The sequence below is a fragment of the Subtercola sp. YIM 133946 genome (genome assembly GCF_036553535.1).
GTDB lineage: Bacteria > Actinomycetota > Actinomycetes > Actinomycetales > Microbacteriaceae > Subtercola.
Window position 1 is genome coordinate 15,622 of the sequence record NZ_JAZHPE010000022.1, and the last position, 16,476, is coordinate 32,097.

14 protein-coding genes are annotated in these 16,476 nt (G+C 69.5%); 6 read left to right on the forward strand and 8 right to left on the reverse strand.

Translation table 11 applies throughout. The features are described from left to right. Nucleotides 1–29: 29 nt before the first annotated feature. Nucleotides 30–830: a hypothetical protein gene (locus V3W46_RS07500; RefSeq protein WP_331782470.1), complete on the reverse strand. Its 801-nt coding sequence runs from the start codon at nucleotides 828–830 to the stop codon at nucleotides 30–32. Between the two features lie 308 nt (nucleotides 831–1,138). Next, on the reverse strand, nucleotides 1,139–3,001 hold the full coding sequence (locus V3W46_RS07505; protein WP_331782471.1) for a phosphoenolpyruvate--protein phosphotransferase: 1,863 nt from the start codon (nucleotides 2,999–3,001) through the stop codon (nucleotides 1,139–1,141). A 155-nt stretch (nucleotides 3,002–3,156) separates the two neighbouring features. Here V3W46_RS07505 and V3W46_RS07510 point away from each other — a divergent pair, with 155 nt between their 5' ends. The 5 genes from V3W46_RS07510 to V3W46_RS07530 are packed head-to-tail and all read left to right on the forward strand — an operon-like array spanning nucleotide 3,157 to nucleotide 9,491. After that, a complete protein-coding gene (locus V3W46_RS07510) occupies nucleotides 3,157–4,821 on the forward strand; it encodes a phenylacetate--CoA ligase family protein (protein WP_331782472.1) in 1,665 nt (554 codons plus the stop codon). Beyond that, nucleotides 4,821–5,795, forward strand: a complete 975-nt coding sequence (locus V3W46_RS07515; RefSeq protein ID WP_331782473.1) for a hypothetical protein — start codon at nucleotides 4,821–4,823, stop codon at nucleotides 5,793–5,795. Before V3W46_RS07510 ends, V3W46_RS07515 begins: the two co-directional genes overlap by 1 nt. Beyond that, nucleotides 5,792–6,922, forward strand: a complete 1,131-nt coding sequence (locus V3W46_RS07520; RefSeq protein WP_331782474.1) for a hypothetical protein — start codon at nucleotides 5,792–5,794, stop codon at nucleotides 6,920–6,922. The genes V3W46_RS07515 and V3W46_RS07520 overlap by 4 nt, the downstream gene beginning before the upstream one ends. Continuing rightward, a complete protein-coding gene (locus V3W46_RS07525) occupies nucleotides 6,919–8,370 on the forward strand; it encodes a nitroreductase family protein (protein WP_331782475.1) in 1,452 nt (483 codons plus the stop codon). Before V3W46_RS07520 ends, V3W46_RS07525 begins: the two co-directional genes overlap by 4 nt. Next, nucleotides 8,358–9,491: an alpha/beta hydrolase gene (locus tag V3W46_RS07530; RefSeq protein ID WP_331782476.1), complete on the forward strand. Its 1,134-nt coding sequence runs from the start codon at nucleotides 8,358–8,360 to the stop codon at nucleotides 9,489–9,491. Before V3W46_RS07525 ends, V3W46_RS07530 begins: the two co-directional genes overlap by 13 nt. Before the next feature lie 5 nt (nucleotides 9,492–9,496). On the opposite strand, the gene V3W46_RS07535 is transcribed toward V3W46_RS07530, so the two are convergent. From V3W46_RS07535 to V3W46_RS07550, 4 genes are all read right to left on the reverse strand, one after another. After that, nucleotides 9,497–9,982 (reverse strand): 8-oxo-dGTP diphosphatase, encoded by a 486-nt coding sequence (locus V3W46_RS07535; RefSeq protein ID WP_331782477.1) that lies wholly within the window; start codon nucleotides 9,980–9,982, stop codon nucleotides 9,497–9,499. A gap of 9 nt (nucleotides 9,983–9,991) precedes the next feature. Continuing rightward, nucleotides 9,992–10,531: an amino-acid N-acetyltransferase gene (locus V3W46_RS07540; RefSeq protein WP_331782478.1), complete on the reverse strand. Its 540-nt coding sequence runs from the start codon at nucleotides 10,529–10,531 to the stop codon at nucleotides 9,992–9,994. 63 nt (nucleotides 10,532–10,594) lie between these two features. Beyond that, a complete protein-coding gene (locus V3W46_RS07545) occupies nucleotides 10,595–11,053 on the reverse strand; it encodes a MaoC/PaaZ C-terminal domain-containing protein (protein ID WP_331782479.1) in 459 nt (152 codons plus the stop codon). 126 nt (nucleotides 11,054–11,179) lie between these two features. Continuing rightward, a complete protein-coding gene (locus V3W46_RS07550; protein WP_331782480.1) occupies nucleotides 11,180–13,675 on the reverse strand; it encodes an ATP-dependent Clp protease ATP-binding subunit in 2,496 nt (831 codons plus the stop codon). A 155-nt stretch (nucleotides 13,676–13,830) separates the two neighbouring features. On the opposite strand from V3W46_RS07550, the gene V3W46_RS07555 reads away from it, so the two are divergent. Continuing rightward, nucleotides 13,831–14,334, forward strand: a complete 504-nt coding sequence (locus V3W46_RS07555; RefSeq protein ID WP_331782481.1) for an imm11 family protein — start codon at nucleotides 13,831–13,833, stop codon at nucleotides 14,332–14,334. 60 nt (nucleotides 14,335–14,394) lie between these two features. On the opposite strand, the gene V3W46_RS07560 is transcribed toward V3W46_RS07555, so the two are convergent. After that, nucleotides 14,395–16,041, reverse strand: a complete 1,647-nt coding sequence (locus V3W46_RS07560; RefSeq protein WP_331782482.1) for a DUF4214 domain-containing protein — start codon at nucleotides 16,039–16,041, stop codon at nucleotides 14,395–14,397. A gap of 24 nt (nucleotides 16,042–16,065) precedes the next feature. After that, nucleotides 16,066–16,461, reverse strand: coding sequence for a DUF5684 domain-containing protein (locus tag V3W46_RS07565; protein ID WP_331782483.1), 396 nt, complete (start codon nucleotides 16,459–16,461; stop codon nucleotides 16,066–16,068). Between the last annotated feature and the right edge of the window lie 15 nt (nucleotides 16,462–16,476).

Genomic DNA, 16,476 nt, shown 5'->3' on the forward strand with positions numbered 1-16,476 from the left:
ACAACTCGACACTCGAGACTGTGCGGCCGCTACTCGAGGATGAACTGGGCCGTCTGCGCCGCCTGGATTCCGTCGACGGAGACCGACAGGTGGTACGACGCTCCGCCGGCCGGAGCCGACACGGGCGACGCCGAGTCGCACGTCGACGGCGACGAGCGGGTGCGGTTCCAGGCGAACGGAGTCGACGTGACGAGCTGGCCCGGGGCGAGCATGGCCATCGTGTCGGTCGCGCCCGTCTGGCAATCGGTCGAGAGCCAGTAGACCTCGGTTCCGCTGGTGATCGTGTAGACCTGCTTCGAGGTGCCGGCGTTGATGGTGCACGGCTGCGAGCCGGTGTTGACGATGCTGAATGAGAGCATCGGCTGGTTGCCGCTGGAGTAGTCGTTCGAATCGGTGATCGCCGTCACCGTGATGTTGCCGGCGGCGCAGGCCTGCGAGCCGTCGGCGCCGGCGGCGGGTGCGGCGGAGGCGGGTGCGGCGGAGGCGGGTGCGGCTGTCGCGGCCGGGTCGGCGGCGGCATCCGTCGGGGCGGCGGCGCCTGTCGCGCCACCGGTTGCGGCCCCGGCGGGGTCGGCGGCCGCTCCCGTCGCGGCGGGGTCGGTGGCCGAGCCTGTGACGCCGGGGGTCGCACCCAGCCCGCCCGCAGCGCCGCCGTTCGTCGCGGCCGCCGTGGGCAGCACGGCGGCGGTCTCGGCCTTGCCCGACCCGGGCTTCAGGATGACCAGCAGCACCACCACGACGACGACCACGAGCCCCAACAGCACCACGAGGCGGCGCCGGCGGTACACCTTCGGCGAGACCCGGCGTCGCGGCGGCTGGGTGGCAGACATACCCTCAGGCTACGGTCTGCGCCCCTGCTCCCCTGGTATTGACGTGGCGCGGATGCCCGCTCCCCGGTCGACTCTGGGTGCCCTCCCAGCTTCCGGCCCTCCGAGCTCCTGCGCCCGCCCACCCCCGCGTGTCGGTGCCGTCCACCTTGCGCAGATGCACCTTCTGGCGCTCGTTAGCGTGCTTCTGCGCAAAATGGGGGGGGTGGGGGGGGTGGGGTGGGTGGGGTGGGGTGGGGTTGCCGCCCCAGGTGCGGAAAGCGGGACGGCGTCGGCCGGCCGACCGCGTTCCCGAGGTCGCGGCGGCGGGGTCAGCCGACCGCGTTCGCGGCGGCCAGGCGCGTGACGGCGTCGCGGGCGGCGGCCGCCGAGGTCTGGGTGACGGCGGTGCGCGCCAGCTCCTGCGCCTCGGCGAGGGAGTGGCGCGCGAGTTCGGCGCGAACATCCGCCAGTGCCGCCGGGGTCATCGAGAGAGTGGTCACACCGAGACCGACGAGCACGACCGCGAGCATGGGGTCGGCCGCCGCCTCACCGCACACGCCCACGGGTTTGGCGGCGTCACGGCCGGCGCGGCCGATCATGCCCACGAGCCGCAGAACGGCCGGATGCCACGGGTCTTGCAGATTCGCCACCGAACCGAGCAGGCGGTCGGCGGCGAGGGTGTACTGGGTGAGGTCGTTCGTTCCGATGCTCACGAAGTCGGCCACCTCGAACACCTGGTCGGCGACCACCGCGAGCGACGGCACCTCGGCCATCACACCGGCGACGCGCACGCCGAGCTCCCGCGCCAGCGACACGAAGTACGAGGTGTCGTCGTAGTCGGCCACCATCGGCGCCATGACCCACACCTCGACCTGGTCGCTGGGCGATGTGGGCTGCCCGAGCTCGCCCACGGTGCCGGCACGGCCGCCGTCGCCCTGGTTGTCGGACTGGCTGCCCCGGCCGGGCTGTCCGAAGCTCCGCGTGGACTCCGCCGCATCCACCTCCTCGTCGCCGAACTCGAGGCTGCCGAGGTCACGGGCGTGCCGCGGATGCTCGTCGGCGGCATGCCGGTTCACCCGCGCCTCGGCGATCGCCAGCGCGGTCAGCTGGTCGCGCAGAATCTGTTCGCTCGCCCGCAGGGCCCGGATGCCCCGCAATCCCAGCGCCGGATTCTCCTCCTTCTCGTCGTTCAGAAAGCTCAGCGGCTTGTCTGCCCCCGCATCGAGCACCCGAACGACGACCTTGTGGCCGACGAAGGCGCGCAGCATGCGCTCGTACTCGGCCACCTGCGTCTCGACCGACGGAGCCTCGGTCGCGTCGAGAAACAGGAACTCCGTTCGGAACAGCCCCACGCCCTCGGCGCCGAGCGCGACCGCCTCGTCGGCGCCGTCGGCCGACCCGAGGTTGGCGAGCAGCGGAATAGCGGTGCCGTCGGCCAGCGTTCCCGGCGTGAGCGGTGCCTCGGCCGCCTCCGCACGCTCGGCGATGCGCACCCGCGCCTCGGCGAGCGCGTCGTCGCTCGGCTCGGTGTCGACCGTTCCGGCGGCCGCGTCGAGAACCACGAGGGTGCCGTCGACCAGGCCTTCCGCGCCCTGCACCCCCACGATCGCCGCAATCGACTTCGACCGCGCCAGAATGGCCGTGTGCGAGGTGGGCCCGCCCTCGCGGGTGATCAGCCCGACCACCTTTGCGAGGTCGAGCAGGGCGGTGTCGGCGGGTGCGAGGTCGTGGGCGACGAGGATGAACGGGGTCGCCGACTCGGGTACGCCCGGCGCCGGCACGCCCCGCAGCCGCGCAATGATGCGCTGCGAGACGTCGTCGAGGTCGGTGGCCCGTTCTGCCATGTAGCCGCCCATCTGCAGCAGCAGGTCGCGAAAGCCCGCGAAAGCCTCGAAGACGGCACGATCGGCCGTCTTACCGTCGCCGAGCCGGGCCTGGATGTCGTCGGCGATCGTCGGGTCCTGCGCCATGAGCGCCTGCGCGTTCAGTACGTCTCGGGCCTCTCCGCCGGCCGCGGCGCCGCGCGCCTCGAGGTCGGCCGCCACGTGGGCGAGTGCAGCCTCGATGCGCGCGAACTCGTCGGCGGGCGGGGCCACGCTCGGCTCGTCGGCCGGCTCGGCGAGGGGTTCGGGCATCCGGAGCGTCGGTGCAACTGCTGACCCGCGACCGACTCCGACACCGTGCAAGATCATTGTGCAGCTCCTTGTGCGCCTCGCGGTCTGGCGTGCCCCGCGGCTCTCCTTAGAATAGTGCGCTGCGCCGCCGGGCGAACCTGCCGATCGGCTGCACATCGACGCGATGTCGTAGGGCGCTGATATTCTCTCAGAACTACCAGAAGGAGCGTCGAATGGCTGCTGTCGAGCCCGCGAGGGGCGTTCGGGATGCCCGGCTCGGCTCGGGCGCGCCGGGCGGCCGGGCATCCGGCGACCGCGTGGCCCGCGGTGTGCGCCAGGCCGCGCTGCGCGTCGCGACCGCCCTCGTGACGGCCGTGTACGGGGTGTATCGGCTGCACCCGGTGCTGTGGCGGTTCACGGCGCGGCACTATCACCCGTCGTTCGAGCGTTTCGCCCGGCTGAACGCGTGGATGATCTGCCAGCAGGCCTACCTCGACGTGCCCGCCTACCGCCGGTACCTCGACGAGAACGGCTTCCGGTTTCGGTGGTGGCGGCTCGAGGCGTACCGGCCCACCTCGAAGAAGGAGTACGTCGACCGCTACAGCGAAGACGACCGCTGCTGGGGCGGCCAGATCGTGACGGTGGGAACCGTGGTCGACGAGTCGAGCGGGTCGAGCGGCACGCCCTACAACTGGATGCGCTCGAAAGACGAACTGCGCACCGTGCACGCCAATGTGGCTGGGTACATCACCCTGCTCTTCGGGTCGCGGCGGCTGTTCTGCATCAATGCGTTCTCGATGGGTGCGTGGGCGACAGGCACGAACACCGGGCTCGCCATGTCGAAGGTCGCGATGGTGAAGAACACGGGGCCCGACATCGACAAGATCGTCGACACCCTGCGGCACTTCGGGCCGCGCTACACGTACCTGATCAGCGCGTACCCGCCCTTTCTGAAGCACCTGCGCGACCGGCTCGACGCCGAGGGTTTCGACTGGGATGCCCACGAGCTCAACGGTTTCGTCGGCGGCGAGGCACTCACCGAGGGCCTGCGCGACTACATCGAACAGCGCTTCGTGCGCGTCTACTCGGGCTACGGAGCCTCAGACCTCACCATCGGAATGGCCGGTGAGAGCGACCTCTCGGTGTGGCTGCGGCGCAGCCTGGTCGCCAACTCCGACCTGCGAGCGCTGGTGCTCGGGGCAGACGAAGACCGCACGCCCATGATCTTCCAGTACAACCCGCTCGAGACCTACCTCGAGACCACCGCCGACGACGAACTGCTCGTCACGCTGAACTCCACCGCGATCATGAGTCCCAAGGTGCGCTACAACATCGGCGACGAGGCGCGCATCGTGTCGTTCCCGCAGATGCAGGCCTGGGTGTCGCAGTTTCCGCGGCTCGCGCTGGCGTTCGAACGGGCGTTCGCCTCGCAACGCATGAAACTGCCGTTCGTGCTGCTGTTCGGGCGCAAAGACTCGACGATCTCGTACATGGGTGCCAACATCTATCCGCTCGACGTCGAGAACGGGCTCTACCTCGACAATCCGCACGCGGCATCGATCGAGTCGTTCAAGCTCAGCCTGCTCGACATCGGCGGGCTCGAGCACCGGCCGGTCATCCATCTTCAGCTGCGACCGGATGCCGCACTCACGCCCCCGCAACGCGACGAGTTGCGCGCCCGCTCGGCCGCCGGGGTACTGCGGCACCTGGCCACCGTCTCGCGCGACATCGCCCAGTCGCTCGACGAAGACCCCACAGCCTCCGACGTGCGCGTCGAGCTGCACGAGCATGGCACGGGTGTCTTCGCGGGCGGCTCCTCCAAGATCAAGAACGTCTACCTCGTGACGAGCGGCGAGGCGGCGGCGGGTGGCGGCCCTACGGCGGGCGGGCAGGCGTAGTGCGCACCAGCGATTTCTCGAAGGCGCCGAAGCAGGGGCGCGCCGCGGCCGTCGTGATCGTCGAGTTCGGGTCATCCGCGGGCCCCGGCGGCGAGCGCCGGGGGCCCGTGGGGCTGCCGGTCGACGCGACCGGCCTGGCGCAGGTGCGAACCGTGCCGTCGAAGGTGTCGGCGGCGCCCGGATACGTGTGGCACAAGACGTTCAGGCGTCGTGGGGTGCCGGGCGTGCTCGTGTTCTTCGCCTCCGTCGCGAGCGCCGAGGCGTTCGTCGCCCGAACGTCCGCCGCCGCCGGCAGCGTGCAGCTGCTGCACGCCGAGCCGACGGGCTACAGCAACGGAGTCTGGCGAGCCGAGGGCAACGTCATGGCCCACATCGAGCACTTCACCCCCACCTCGTCCGAGGCATCCCGACGCCGCACCCCGCCCCTCGTCGCGTCTGGCACCGCCACGCGACCCCCCGCACAACCGCACGTCTCGGCTCCGCTGATCACCGGGCGCGGCGGCAGGGCCGTCACCGAGGCGCAGGCCATGTTCGTGGGCGCCACGAAGTACCGCGGGCCGGCGGCGCTGGTCACGCTGTCGCGCACCTGGTACCCGATGATCGCCCGCATGCGCCGCCTGCCCGGGTACGTCTGGCACACCGTCTACTGGGAGCCGCCCTTCACCCTCGGCACTCTCGCCTTCTTCGCCACGCGCGACGATCTGCTCGGCTTCGCCCGGATGCCCGCCCACCGCCACCTCATGCAGTGGATCACCGACGGCACGAAGCACGGCACCGGCGGCTACATCCGGCTGCACTCGGCCCCGGCCGCCGCCACCGCAGGCGTGGTCACCACGCGCGCCGCCGCTGCCGGGGGCATGGCCGCCGGGCGAGACAACAACGGCCAGACCGGGCGCGCCGATCACGGCCGCGCGGCGCGATTCGACGGCGACCACGCCGCACCCGACACCACCGAGGGCGGGCAGGCCGGATGACGATACGGGTCGAGCGAGTCGGCGACGAGCGGGCGCTGCGGGAGTTCATCGCGCTACCGTTGCGGCTGTGGCCGAGCCCGTTGTACGTGCCGCTGCTGGAGTCGAGCATCCGGTCGTGGTTCACCGGGCGCAGCCCGCATCCCGAGCCGATCGAGTTCGTCGTGGCCCGCGACGACAGCGGCACGGTCGTCGGCCGCAGCACGGTGCACACCGACGCCCGCCTCGATGCCAAGCTCGGCGAGCGACTGCTGCTCTTCGGAGCAACCGAGTTCGCCGACCCGCCCGCCGCCGACGCCCTCTTCGCCCACCTCGAGCAGCGTGCCCACGAGACGGGCGCCGAGGCGCTGTTCGGCCCCGTGTCGCTGCTGCCGAACCAGTCGGGCGGTGTCATCACGTCGGGGTTCGACGAGCGGGGGTTCGTCGACTCGGGCTGGAACCCGGCCTGGGTGCCCGCGGCCTACGAACGGGCCGGCTTCGAGGGCTGGGGCATCGCCGACACGTGGATCGTCACCCCCTCGCCCGACGCGACCGCGCCGACCGAGGCCGAATACAGCGCCGCGGGCGTGCGCCTCGAATACGGCAGCCGGCGCCGCATGGCGTCACTCGTGCCGGAGCTCCTGCGGCTGCTCAACGCCTCGTTCGACCAGCTGCCCTACTACACCGCCATCACCCCGGCCGAGATGGCGGCCGCCACCGACGGCCTCGCCTTCCTGCTCGACGAGCGCCTGCTGTTGCTGGCTCGGGATGCCCGCTCCGGTCAGGCCCTGGCGTTCATCCTCGTCATCCCTGACATCACCGAATTCGTGCAGAGGGTCGGCGGCCGTCTCAACCTCGCCGCCCAGCTGCGCCTCCTGGCGACGCGCTCGCGGTACCGGCGGGATGCCGTGCTGGTGATTCAGGGCACCGATCCGTCGCGGCAGGGGCAGGGCATCCTGAGCCTGCTGAGCAGACAGCTGCAGGTGAACCTGCGCGAGGGCGGCTACCGGTCGCTGCGCAGCACCTACATCGCCCGCGACAACCCTGCATCGACCGCCCAGTTCGCGCGTTTCGGCGGCCACCCGCTTCAGGGTTACACGTTCTACCGCCGGCCCGTGCCGGCTCCCCACACTCTGGAGGCTGACGGATGACCGGCACCACCCCACCCGCAAACGCCACATCGAACGGCGGTACCACCCCACGCGCAAACGCCACGTCAGACGGCGGTACCGCCCCACCCACAAACGCCACATCGAGTGGCGGCCCCAACTCACGCCGCGACCCTGTGGCGAATACCGACTCGGCAGCCAGCCCCGCCGCGAGCCCCGCCGCGGCCGTCACCCGCTCGCTGCTCGACGAGCTGGTGCTGCTCGCCAGCCGGTCGCCGTCGCCGCACAACACGCAGCCCTGGTCGCCGCGCGTGGTGAGCCGGGCGCCGCATCCCGCAGCCGAGGCGGAGGCGCTGGGCGAGGGCACCGACCCGACTCGCGACGAGGGCGAGGGCACCAACCCGACTCGCGACGAGGGCGGGGGCACCAGCCCGACTCGCGACGCCGACGATGCGCTGTGCGTCGAGGTCGCCATCGTGCCGAGCCGAACGCTGCCAGCCGGCGACCCCAGTTTTCGCGACGTGGTGCTGTCGATCGGCGCCTGGGTCGAAAGCTTCAGCATCGGAGCGGCGGCGGCCGGGTTCGGGGTGGAGGTCGAGACGCTCGAGCCGTTGCTTCGGCTGCAGGAGTTGCCCGTCACCGGCCCGGCCGATCCCGACGCGCCGGTCGTGCGCCTGCGGCTGGTCGAACAGACCCCGAACACCGCCAGCTCTGCCTTCACCCCCGACGATGTGCGCCGGCGCGCCGTCTACCGGGGGCGGCTCGCCGGGCATCCGGAGACCTGGAACAACCTCGGCGATGTCGACCTGCCCCCGTGGCTCTCGCTGCGCCGCCTCGACGACCGGGCCATGGCGTACCTCAGCCGCCTCGGCATCGCCTTCACCGGATCGCGCCGCAGCATTGCGCGCGAGCTGCTGCAGTGGCTGCGACTCGACCCGGCGCACCCGCGGTACACCCTCGACGGCATGACCGATGTGATGCTGGGCATCCCGCGCCCCCTCGCCCGGCTGGCCGCGCCCGCCACGCGGTATGCGCGACTGCGCGATCCGGTGCTGGCGGCGGCGGGCATGGTCGGCCGGGCGTCGGAGTCGCTCGAGCGGGCGCGCAGCCTGCGCCCGCTCGAGTTGTCGCTCGCCGAGAGCTCACCCGACTCCCCCACCCACCTCGTTCTCGTTGCCAACGCACGCCTCGCCGCGGCCGACGACACCACGCGCATCACAGCGGCCATGGACAGCCGCATCGGCGTCAGCGAACCGGATGCCCTGCAGGCCGGCCGCGCCCTACAACGCCTGTGGCTGCACGCCCACGCCCGCGGTCTGGCGGTGTCGCCGCACTCCGAGCTGATCGACTCGCCCCTGGCCCACGGCCTGCTTCGCAAGCGCCTCTCGCTCGGCCGCAGCGACGTCGCCCTCTCGGTGTTCAGCGCCGGGCTGCCTCAGGGCGCGGTGCCGCGATCGCCGCGCCTGACCGACCCGCAGTGGTCGCCGTGACGGGCGGGGCACCGGCAGCACCCACAACGATGCCGCTGCGGGTGCGGGCGTGGGGGTGGTTCATGAACCGGTTCCGGTCGATGCACATCGCCACGATGAGCCCGGGTGACATCACGCACAACCAGACGATGCAGCACGTTCCGGCACCCGTTCGTCGCCTGCTGTTCGGTGCGCGCGACCCCCGCGTGACGACGGATGATCGAACCATCCCGCCCGCGCCCGGCAGTTCGACGGGCATCCCGATTCGCATCTACCGCCCCCGCACTGCCGAGCCGGCCCACTTGCCCACCGCCGGCGCGCCACCCCTACCGATCGCGATGTACCTGCACGGCGGCGGCTGGACGCTCTTCGGCGCCCTCGACATGTGCGACTGGCTGCCGTCGCGCGTGGCGGCGCAGCTCGGCGCCGTCGTCGTCGCGGTCGACTACCGGCTGGCGCCCGAGCACCCGTTTCCGGCGGCCGTCGACGACAGCCTCGCGGCCCTGGCGTGGGTCGCCGACCATGCGGCCGAACTGGGTGCCGACCCGGCCCGGCTCTCCGTCTTCGGCGACAGCGCGGGCGGCAACCTCGCGGCGGTGCTCTCGATTCTGGCTCGCGACGCGAACAGGGCGAGCACCGCGCCATCCCACGGCGGCGACACGGCACCCGCACCGCCATCAGCCCACGGCGACTCGCCCGACTCCGGCGGCCCCGCGCGATCACTACCGCGCATCGCGGCGCAGGCGCTAATCTATCCCGTCACCGACACGGTGCTCGACGACGCATCGATGCGCTCGAATGCTCGCAGCCCCGTGCTGCACCAGGCCGACATGGTCGCGTTTCTCGACTACTATCTCGGAGCCGAACGCGACGCGCCGGCGCGAACGGATGCCCGGGCCGCACCCCTGCGCGCCGCAACGCTCGCGAACCTTCCACCGGCCCTCGTGCAGCTGGGTGGGCACGATGTGCTGCACGACCAGGGCCTGGCGTACGCGCGGCGCCTGGCCGGCGACGGAACCGACGTGACGCTCATCGACTACCCGGAGGCGCCCCACGGCTGGGTCACCTACCCCACGATCATCCGCGTGGCCACCCGGGCCGCCGATGACCTCGTCTCGTTTCTGCGGCTGAACCTCGGTTGACGCCGTCAGGCGAGCGGCAGGCTCGACTCCGCCACCGTCTGGTTGTCGGCCGCGAAGGTGAACCAGGCGTGCACCCCGTCGCCCGCGAGAACGGCCGGCAGCCAGTACTTCGCATCGTCCCACATCTCATCGAAGGGCACCGCGTCGACCGAGAACCAGGTCGGCTGCAGTTCGTCAGACGCGACGGGTTCGCCCTGCCACTGCTCCCCGACGAACACGGTCGAGTTCTGGCTCCACCCCTCGCGGAACGGAAACCCGTACTCCAGCCGCCCGACCTGCCGCAGGGCATCCGCAGCCACGTGGATGCCCGTCTCCTCCCTCACCTCGCGAACGATCGCCTCGATGGGGCTCTCGCCGGGCTCCACCTTGCCGCCCGGGCCGACGATCTTGCCGAGGCCGAGCCCGGTGCGCTTGCGGCCCAGCAGAACCTCGCGCCGCCCGTCTGGCCGAACGCGGGTCAGGTAGCAGACGCACACCTCGTAGCCGGCCACCTGCAGCAGTCAGAGGTGCTTGAGCATGCGCGTGTTGCCGAGGGTATTCGGTTTCACGCGGGCGAGGTCGAGAAACTCGGCGACACCCTCGTCGGGCGAGCGCACGAGTTCGGCGTACACCTCGGGGTCGACGAGCGCGAGCGGCGACGCCACGAACCCGTTGCGTTCAAAGAAGGCGACCTCGAACGTGAGGCAGAACAGGCGCGAGAGACCGAGTTCGCGGGCATCCACCTCGATCGCGTCGAGCAACGCGTGGCCGACGCCACGGCCGAGCCAGGCGGGGTCGACCGCGAGGGTGCGCACCTCACCGAGGTCTTCCCAGAACACGTGCAACGCACCGCAGCCGATGGGCGTGCCGGCGTCGTCGACGGCGATGCGGAACTCCTGCACCGCCTCGTAGAACACCACCGAGTCTTTGCCGAGCAGGATGCGCTCCTGCACGAGCGGCTCGACGAGTCGCTGAATCCACGGCACATCCGACGTGCGCGCGCGCCTGACCGTGATCGACCCGGCTGGGGGGCGAACAGCGGACAGGTCTGCACTCGTCATCCCCCCATCCTCCCAGCCCATCCCCCGAAACCGAAAACGGTGACGCCAGGGCCTCGCAGCAGCTCAGCCCGCGACGGCCTCGGCCCGCGTCAGCACCAGAATGTCCATGCGCCCCGACTGCACCGCCACTCCGTTCTGGTTGCGCACCGTCACCAGTCGCTCCACCACACCGGTTCGCCCGCTGCTCGTCAGCCGGGTCGAGAGAATGTCGACCGTGCACGTCACAGTGTCGTTGATGAACACCGGATGCTCGAACCGCCACCCGTCGACGTTCAGCAGCGCGACGGCGCTGCCCTCGAACACCCCCGTGCGGGCGATCAGCCCGATCGCGAGCGACGCCACGAACATCCCCTGCACCAGGCGTTGCCCGAAGCGGGTGTTCTTCGCGAACTCGACGTCGGTGTGCACCTGGTTGTTGTCGTTCGTCAGGGCCGAGAACATCACCACCTCGGCCTCGGTGATGGTCTTTCCGGGCGTCACGAACGTCTGGCCCGCCTGCAGGTCTTCGAGGTAATGCGGCATGTCAGAAGTATCGCAAACGACGGCCCGCGGGCGCGAAAAAGGGCCGGCCACCGAAGTGACCGGCCCTTTCGAGCGGCGGTGGGTCGGGCATCCCGAGGCCATCAGGCCACCGGATGCCCGGCCCCGCTACTCCGCGACGATGGCCTCTGCGCCGGCACCCTCGGCGGTGATGGCCGCCAGGGGTTCGGGCGACGTGGTCAGGAAGGTGAACTCCCCGTCGACGAAGTCGGTGTAGATGTGGTCACCGGCGTTGAGCTCACCCATGAGGATGCGCTCGGAGAGCCGGTCTTCGACCTCGTTCTGCATCGCGCGACGCAGCGGGCGGGCACCGAGCGACGGGTCGAACCCGACCTCGATGAGGCGCTCTTTCGCGGCGAGCGACAGCTCGATCGTGAGGTCACGGTCGAGCAGACGGTCACGCAGGCGGCCGATGAACAGGTCGACGATCTGCAGCAGCTCTTCTTTCGACAGCTGCGGGAAGACGATCGTGTCGTCGACGCGGTTCAGGAACTCGGGCTTGAAGTGCTTCTTCAGCTCTTCGTTGACCTTGCCCTTCATGCGGTCGTACGACGTCGAGACGTTGGTCTGCGACTGGAAGCCGATCGGCGAACCCGTGATGTCTTTCGTACCGAGGTTGGTCGTCATGATGATCACGGTGTTCTTGAAGTCGACCACGCGGCCCTGGCCATCGGTCAACCGGCCCTCCTCCAGAATCTGGAGGAGCGAGTTGAAGATGTCGGGGTGAGCCTTCTCGATCTCGTCGAACAGCACCACGCTGAACGGCTTGCGGCGCACCTTCTCGGTGAGCTGGCCGCCCTCTTCGAAGCCGACGAACCCGGGAGGGGCACCGAACAGCCGCGAGACGGTGTGCTTCTCGCCGTACTCGCTCATGTCGAGCGAGATCAGGGCGTTCTCATCGTCGAAGAGGAACTCGGCGAGCGCCTTGGCGAGCTCGGTCTTGCCGACGCCCGTGGGGCCGGCGAAGATGAACGAGCCCGAGGGGCGCTTCGGGTCTTTCAGGCCCGACCGCGTGCGGCGGATCGTGCGCGAGAGGGCCGCGATGGCCTCCTCCTGCCCGATGACACGCTCGTGCAGCGCCTTCTCCATGAACATGAGGCGCGAAGACTCTTCTTCAGTGAGCTTGAACACCGGGATGCCCGTGGCCTGGGCCAGAACCTCGGCGATCAGCCCCTCATCGACGATGCCCGACGCCTTCACGTCGCCCGACTTCCACTTCTTCTCGAGGCGCAGACGCTCGCCGAGCAGGTTCTTCTCCTCGTCGCGCAGCGATGCTGCCTTCTCGAAGTCCTGCTCCTCGATCGCGGCCTCCTTGCGGCCACGAACCAGCGCAATGCGCTCGTCGAACTCGCGCAGCTCGGGCGGGGCCGAGAGGATCGACAGGCGCAGGCGCGCGCCGGCCTCGTCGATCAGGTCGATGGCCTTGTCGGGCAGGAAGCGGTCGGAGACGTACCGGTCGGCCAGGTTCGCCGCGGCGACGATGGCGCCGTCGGTGATCGAGACCTTGTGGAACGCCTCGTACTTGTCGCGCAGCCCCTTCAGGATGTTGATGGCGTGGGGCAACGACGGCTCGGCGACCTGAATCGGCTGGAACCGGCGCTCGAGCGCGGCATCCTTCTCGAAGTGCTTGCGGTACTCGTCGAGCGTGGTCGCACCGATGGTCTGCAGTTCACCGCGGGCGAGCAGAGGCTTCAGGATGCTCGCGGCATCGATCGCGCCTTCGGCGGCACCCGCACCCACCAGCGTGTGGATCTCGTCGATGAACGTGATGATGTCGCCGCGCGTGCGGATCTCTTTGGTGACCTTCTTCAGACGCTCTTCGAAGTCGCCCCGGTAGCGCGAGCCGGCGATGAGCGAGCCGAGGTCGAGCGTGTAGAGCTGCTTGTCTTTCAGCGTCTCTGGCACGTCGCCGCGAACGATCGCCTGGGCGAGACCCTCGACGACGGCGGTCTTGCCGACGCCGGGCTCACCGATCAGCACGGGGTTGTTCTTCGACCGGCGCGAGAGAATCTGCATCACTCGCTCGATCTCCTTCTCGCGCCCGATGACCGGGTCGAGCTTGTTGTCGCGAGCGGCCTGCGTCAGGTTGCGGCCGAACTGGTCGAGAATCTGCGACCCCTTGTCGGGAGCCTGGTCGTTGCCTCCCACAGCAACAGCCTCCTTGCCTTGGTAACCCGAGAGAAGCTGGATGACCTGCTGGCGCACGCGGTTGAGGTCGGCGCCGAGCTTCACGAGAACCTGGGCGGCGACGCCCTCGCCCTCGCGGATGAGACCGAGCAGGATGTGCTCGGTACCGATGTAGTTGTGGCCGAGCTGCAGGGCCTCGCGAAGCGAGAGCTCGAGCACCTTCTTGGCCCGCGGCGTGAACGGGATGTGACCCGTCGGCTGCTGCTGGCCCTGGCCGATGATGTCTTGCACCTGCTCGCGCACGGCGTCGAGCGAGATACCGAGCGATTCGAGCGCCTTGGCGGCGACACCCTCGCCCTCGTGGATGAGGCCGAGCAGAATGTGCTCGGTACCGATGTAGTTGTGGTTCAGCATCTTGGCTTCTTCTTGGGCCAAAACGACGACGCGACGGGCTCGGTCGGTGAATCTCTCAAACATGCGCACTCCTTGGGTACCGGGGCAGAGACGGTATCCGGTACATAAAGGTTAACGACCACCGGCCCCCGAGGTGGCTCTGTTCGCCCTGAGCAGATTGGTGTGCCGCCGTATTTCATTGGGCGGGCGGACTTGACATCTCTGAGCATTCGTCGACTATGGTGAGATGGCGTGAATGGAGGCGTGAGAGCGCCGCAGACGCCTTCCCGACGGATGCCCGAATGCTGATGTCACCCGACGAACCCGGCCTCGGGCTGCGCTCGCTGCTCGGCAACACGCACAGCTTCCTGCTCGTGACCCGCGCCCTCGCCGACGTCATCGCCCGGCACTGCGCCGGGGCGCCGATGGAGTTCTTCGACTTCACCCTGGTCGACCACCAGAACAGCCCCGTCAGCGACGACTATGTGTTCGTCAACCCGTTGGGCGCCCTCGACTGCCTGAACCATGACGAGAGCGTCGTCGACTACTGGCACGGGCGCCGAGACCGCGTGCTCGGAGTCGACCGGTTCGTGCTCGATCCGGCGAAGCTCCGCGGCGCTCCCGCCCTGTTCCGCATCGAGCAGTGGCCACGGGCCTACGTCGTCGACAAGGCGCTGGCCTCCGACCTGCTCGCCCACGGCTTCACGAACCTGGTGCTCGACGAGATCGAGGTGATCGCCTGACCGTCGACGAGACGTGGGGTCAGGCGATCACCTCGCGGCTCCGCTACTGCTCTCTGCCGTCTACTGCTCCGAGAAGCGGTACTGCGAACGGATGAAGTACTCGTCGCTGCTGGTGAAGGCCGAGCGCAGGCCCGAGTCGCCGATCTGCAGGGCGACGTTGACCCAGTTCGTGAGACCCGCCGCGTCGGGGGTGCGGCCGAGGTACAGGTTGTACATCGCCGAGACGCGTTCGCTGATGGTCTCGGTGGAGTCCCAGTACTGTGCGATGACCCAGGCCCGCCCGTGCTGCTGTACCAGGTTCGCCCAGAACGTGTAGTCCGAGTCGGTGCCGTCGCGGTGCAGGAGGGTCTGGTACAGCGAGGTCACGAACCCCTTGTCGGTGTTGCCGTGCTGCAGGTAGTACTCCTGCGACGCGTACAGCGACGTCTCGATGTCATCCGTGGTGATGCCGCCCGACTTCATCGCCGACAGCCAGTTCAGCCGCCCGGCCTGTTCGGCGGGCCGGCCCAGGATGCTCTGATAGGCCGCGTCGATACGGATCAGCCGGTACTCGTCACTGCCGACGAAGCCGTCGGAGACGATGCTCGGGTTGGCGCCCTGCTGGATCTGGCCGCCCCACCACGCCACATCCGAGCTGTTCGGCAGCCGCGTGAGGAAGTCGTAGTAGAGGGCGTTCACATCGGAGTTGACCGCCGCGTCGATGCCGCTGACCGAATCGATGTGCAGAGCCTCGATGACGTCGTTCGTCGTCACGGCGTTGGCAGTGATGGCGTACTGCGTGCTGTACGACCACTGGCTGAACTTCAGCGGGGTGGCGCCGGTGTACTTCACGAACGTGACATAGTTGCCGTCGGTCCAGATGGAGTCGGAGGTGAAGCTCCCGTCTGCGCCGGGCGCGCCGTGGTCGACGAAGGTGTAGTTGTACGGGTCAGTCGGCGTGGGGTCGGAGATGCCGATGTAGACCGTGGTGGTCGCCGGGTCGGGCGCAGAGGTGCAGGTGGTGCAGGTGACGTGTCCGGTGACATTGCCGGTGGCGACGAGGGCCCAGTCGGCCAGCTCCTGGTCTCCGGCGTCGACGATGAACTTCGTGCCGCCCTGCTGGGTGCGGGTAGCCCCGTACCACTGGTACGACGGCTGCTGCGAGTCGCGCGAATCGATGTACTCGATGTAGTACGTGCCGACCGGAAGACTCACAATCGAAAAGTGGCCGGAGGCGTCGGTCGTGGCCGTGCCTTCGACCGTTCCGTGGTTGGCAGCGTCGACGCTGACCGAGACCACCTCGACACCCGACACCGGCTGCGCAGAACTGCGGTCGGTGACGGTGCCGACAAAGCTGGCCGTGTCGGCAGCCGAATGCTCGTCTTGCGGAGCGAGCCGCTCTGCACTGCTTCCGGGCGGGGGCGTCTGGTCAGACGGCACGACGATCTGGTCGTGCGGCGGCGTGACGATCTCGGGCGGCGTGAGCGGCTGCACCGGAGTCAGATCGGTCGCCGCAGACGATGACGTCGCGAACGCTGCCGAGGTGGCGGCGGCGTGTGACGGCCCTGCCGCGGCGAACGCCGGCGAGGCGGCGACGACCGAGCCCACGACGACCGCCACGGCGGCCGCCCCTGCGGCGACCCGCGCGCGCGAAAAGGCCAGTTTGAATGGTGCGTTCACATTTCCCCCGTCGAACCCGCGGCCCTCGTCGGCCGCTGCTGTCTGCACAACTTAGCAGACGCAAACCACCGTTCAGAAAAGCGGCGTGCCTTCGAACTGCGCTCGGCCGAAACCCAGAACCGGAAAGCCGATGAACGGAAACAGCCACAACCCGAAGATGCCGAACAACGTGCCCCGCCCGAAGGCGGCGGCGAGGTCGAGCACGATCACGATGTAGAGCACGATGTTCACCAGCGGAACCAGGAAGAGCAGCAGCCACCATCCCGACCGCCCGGTGATCGTGATCATCGTGTAGAGGTTGTAGACGGGCACGATCGCCGCCCAGCCGTGCCTGCCGGCTTTACGAAAGGTCAGCCACATACCGACGATCGTCAGCACCGTGAGCGCCAGCGCGATGATCTGGCTGGTCGTCTGGCCTGCTGCCTGTGCCGCCGACTGCTGCGCCAGAACCGTTGCTGCGATGCTCACTTGCTCTCCTGCCGA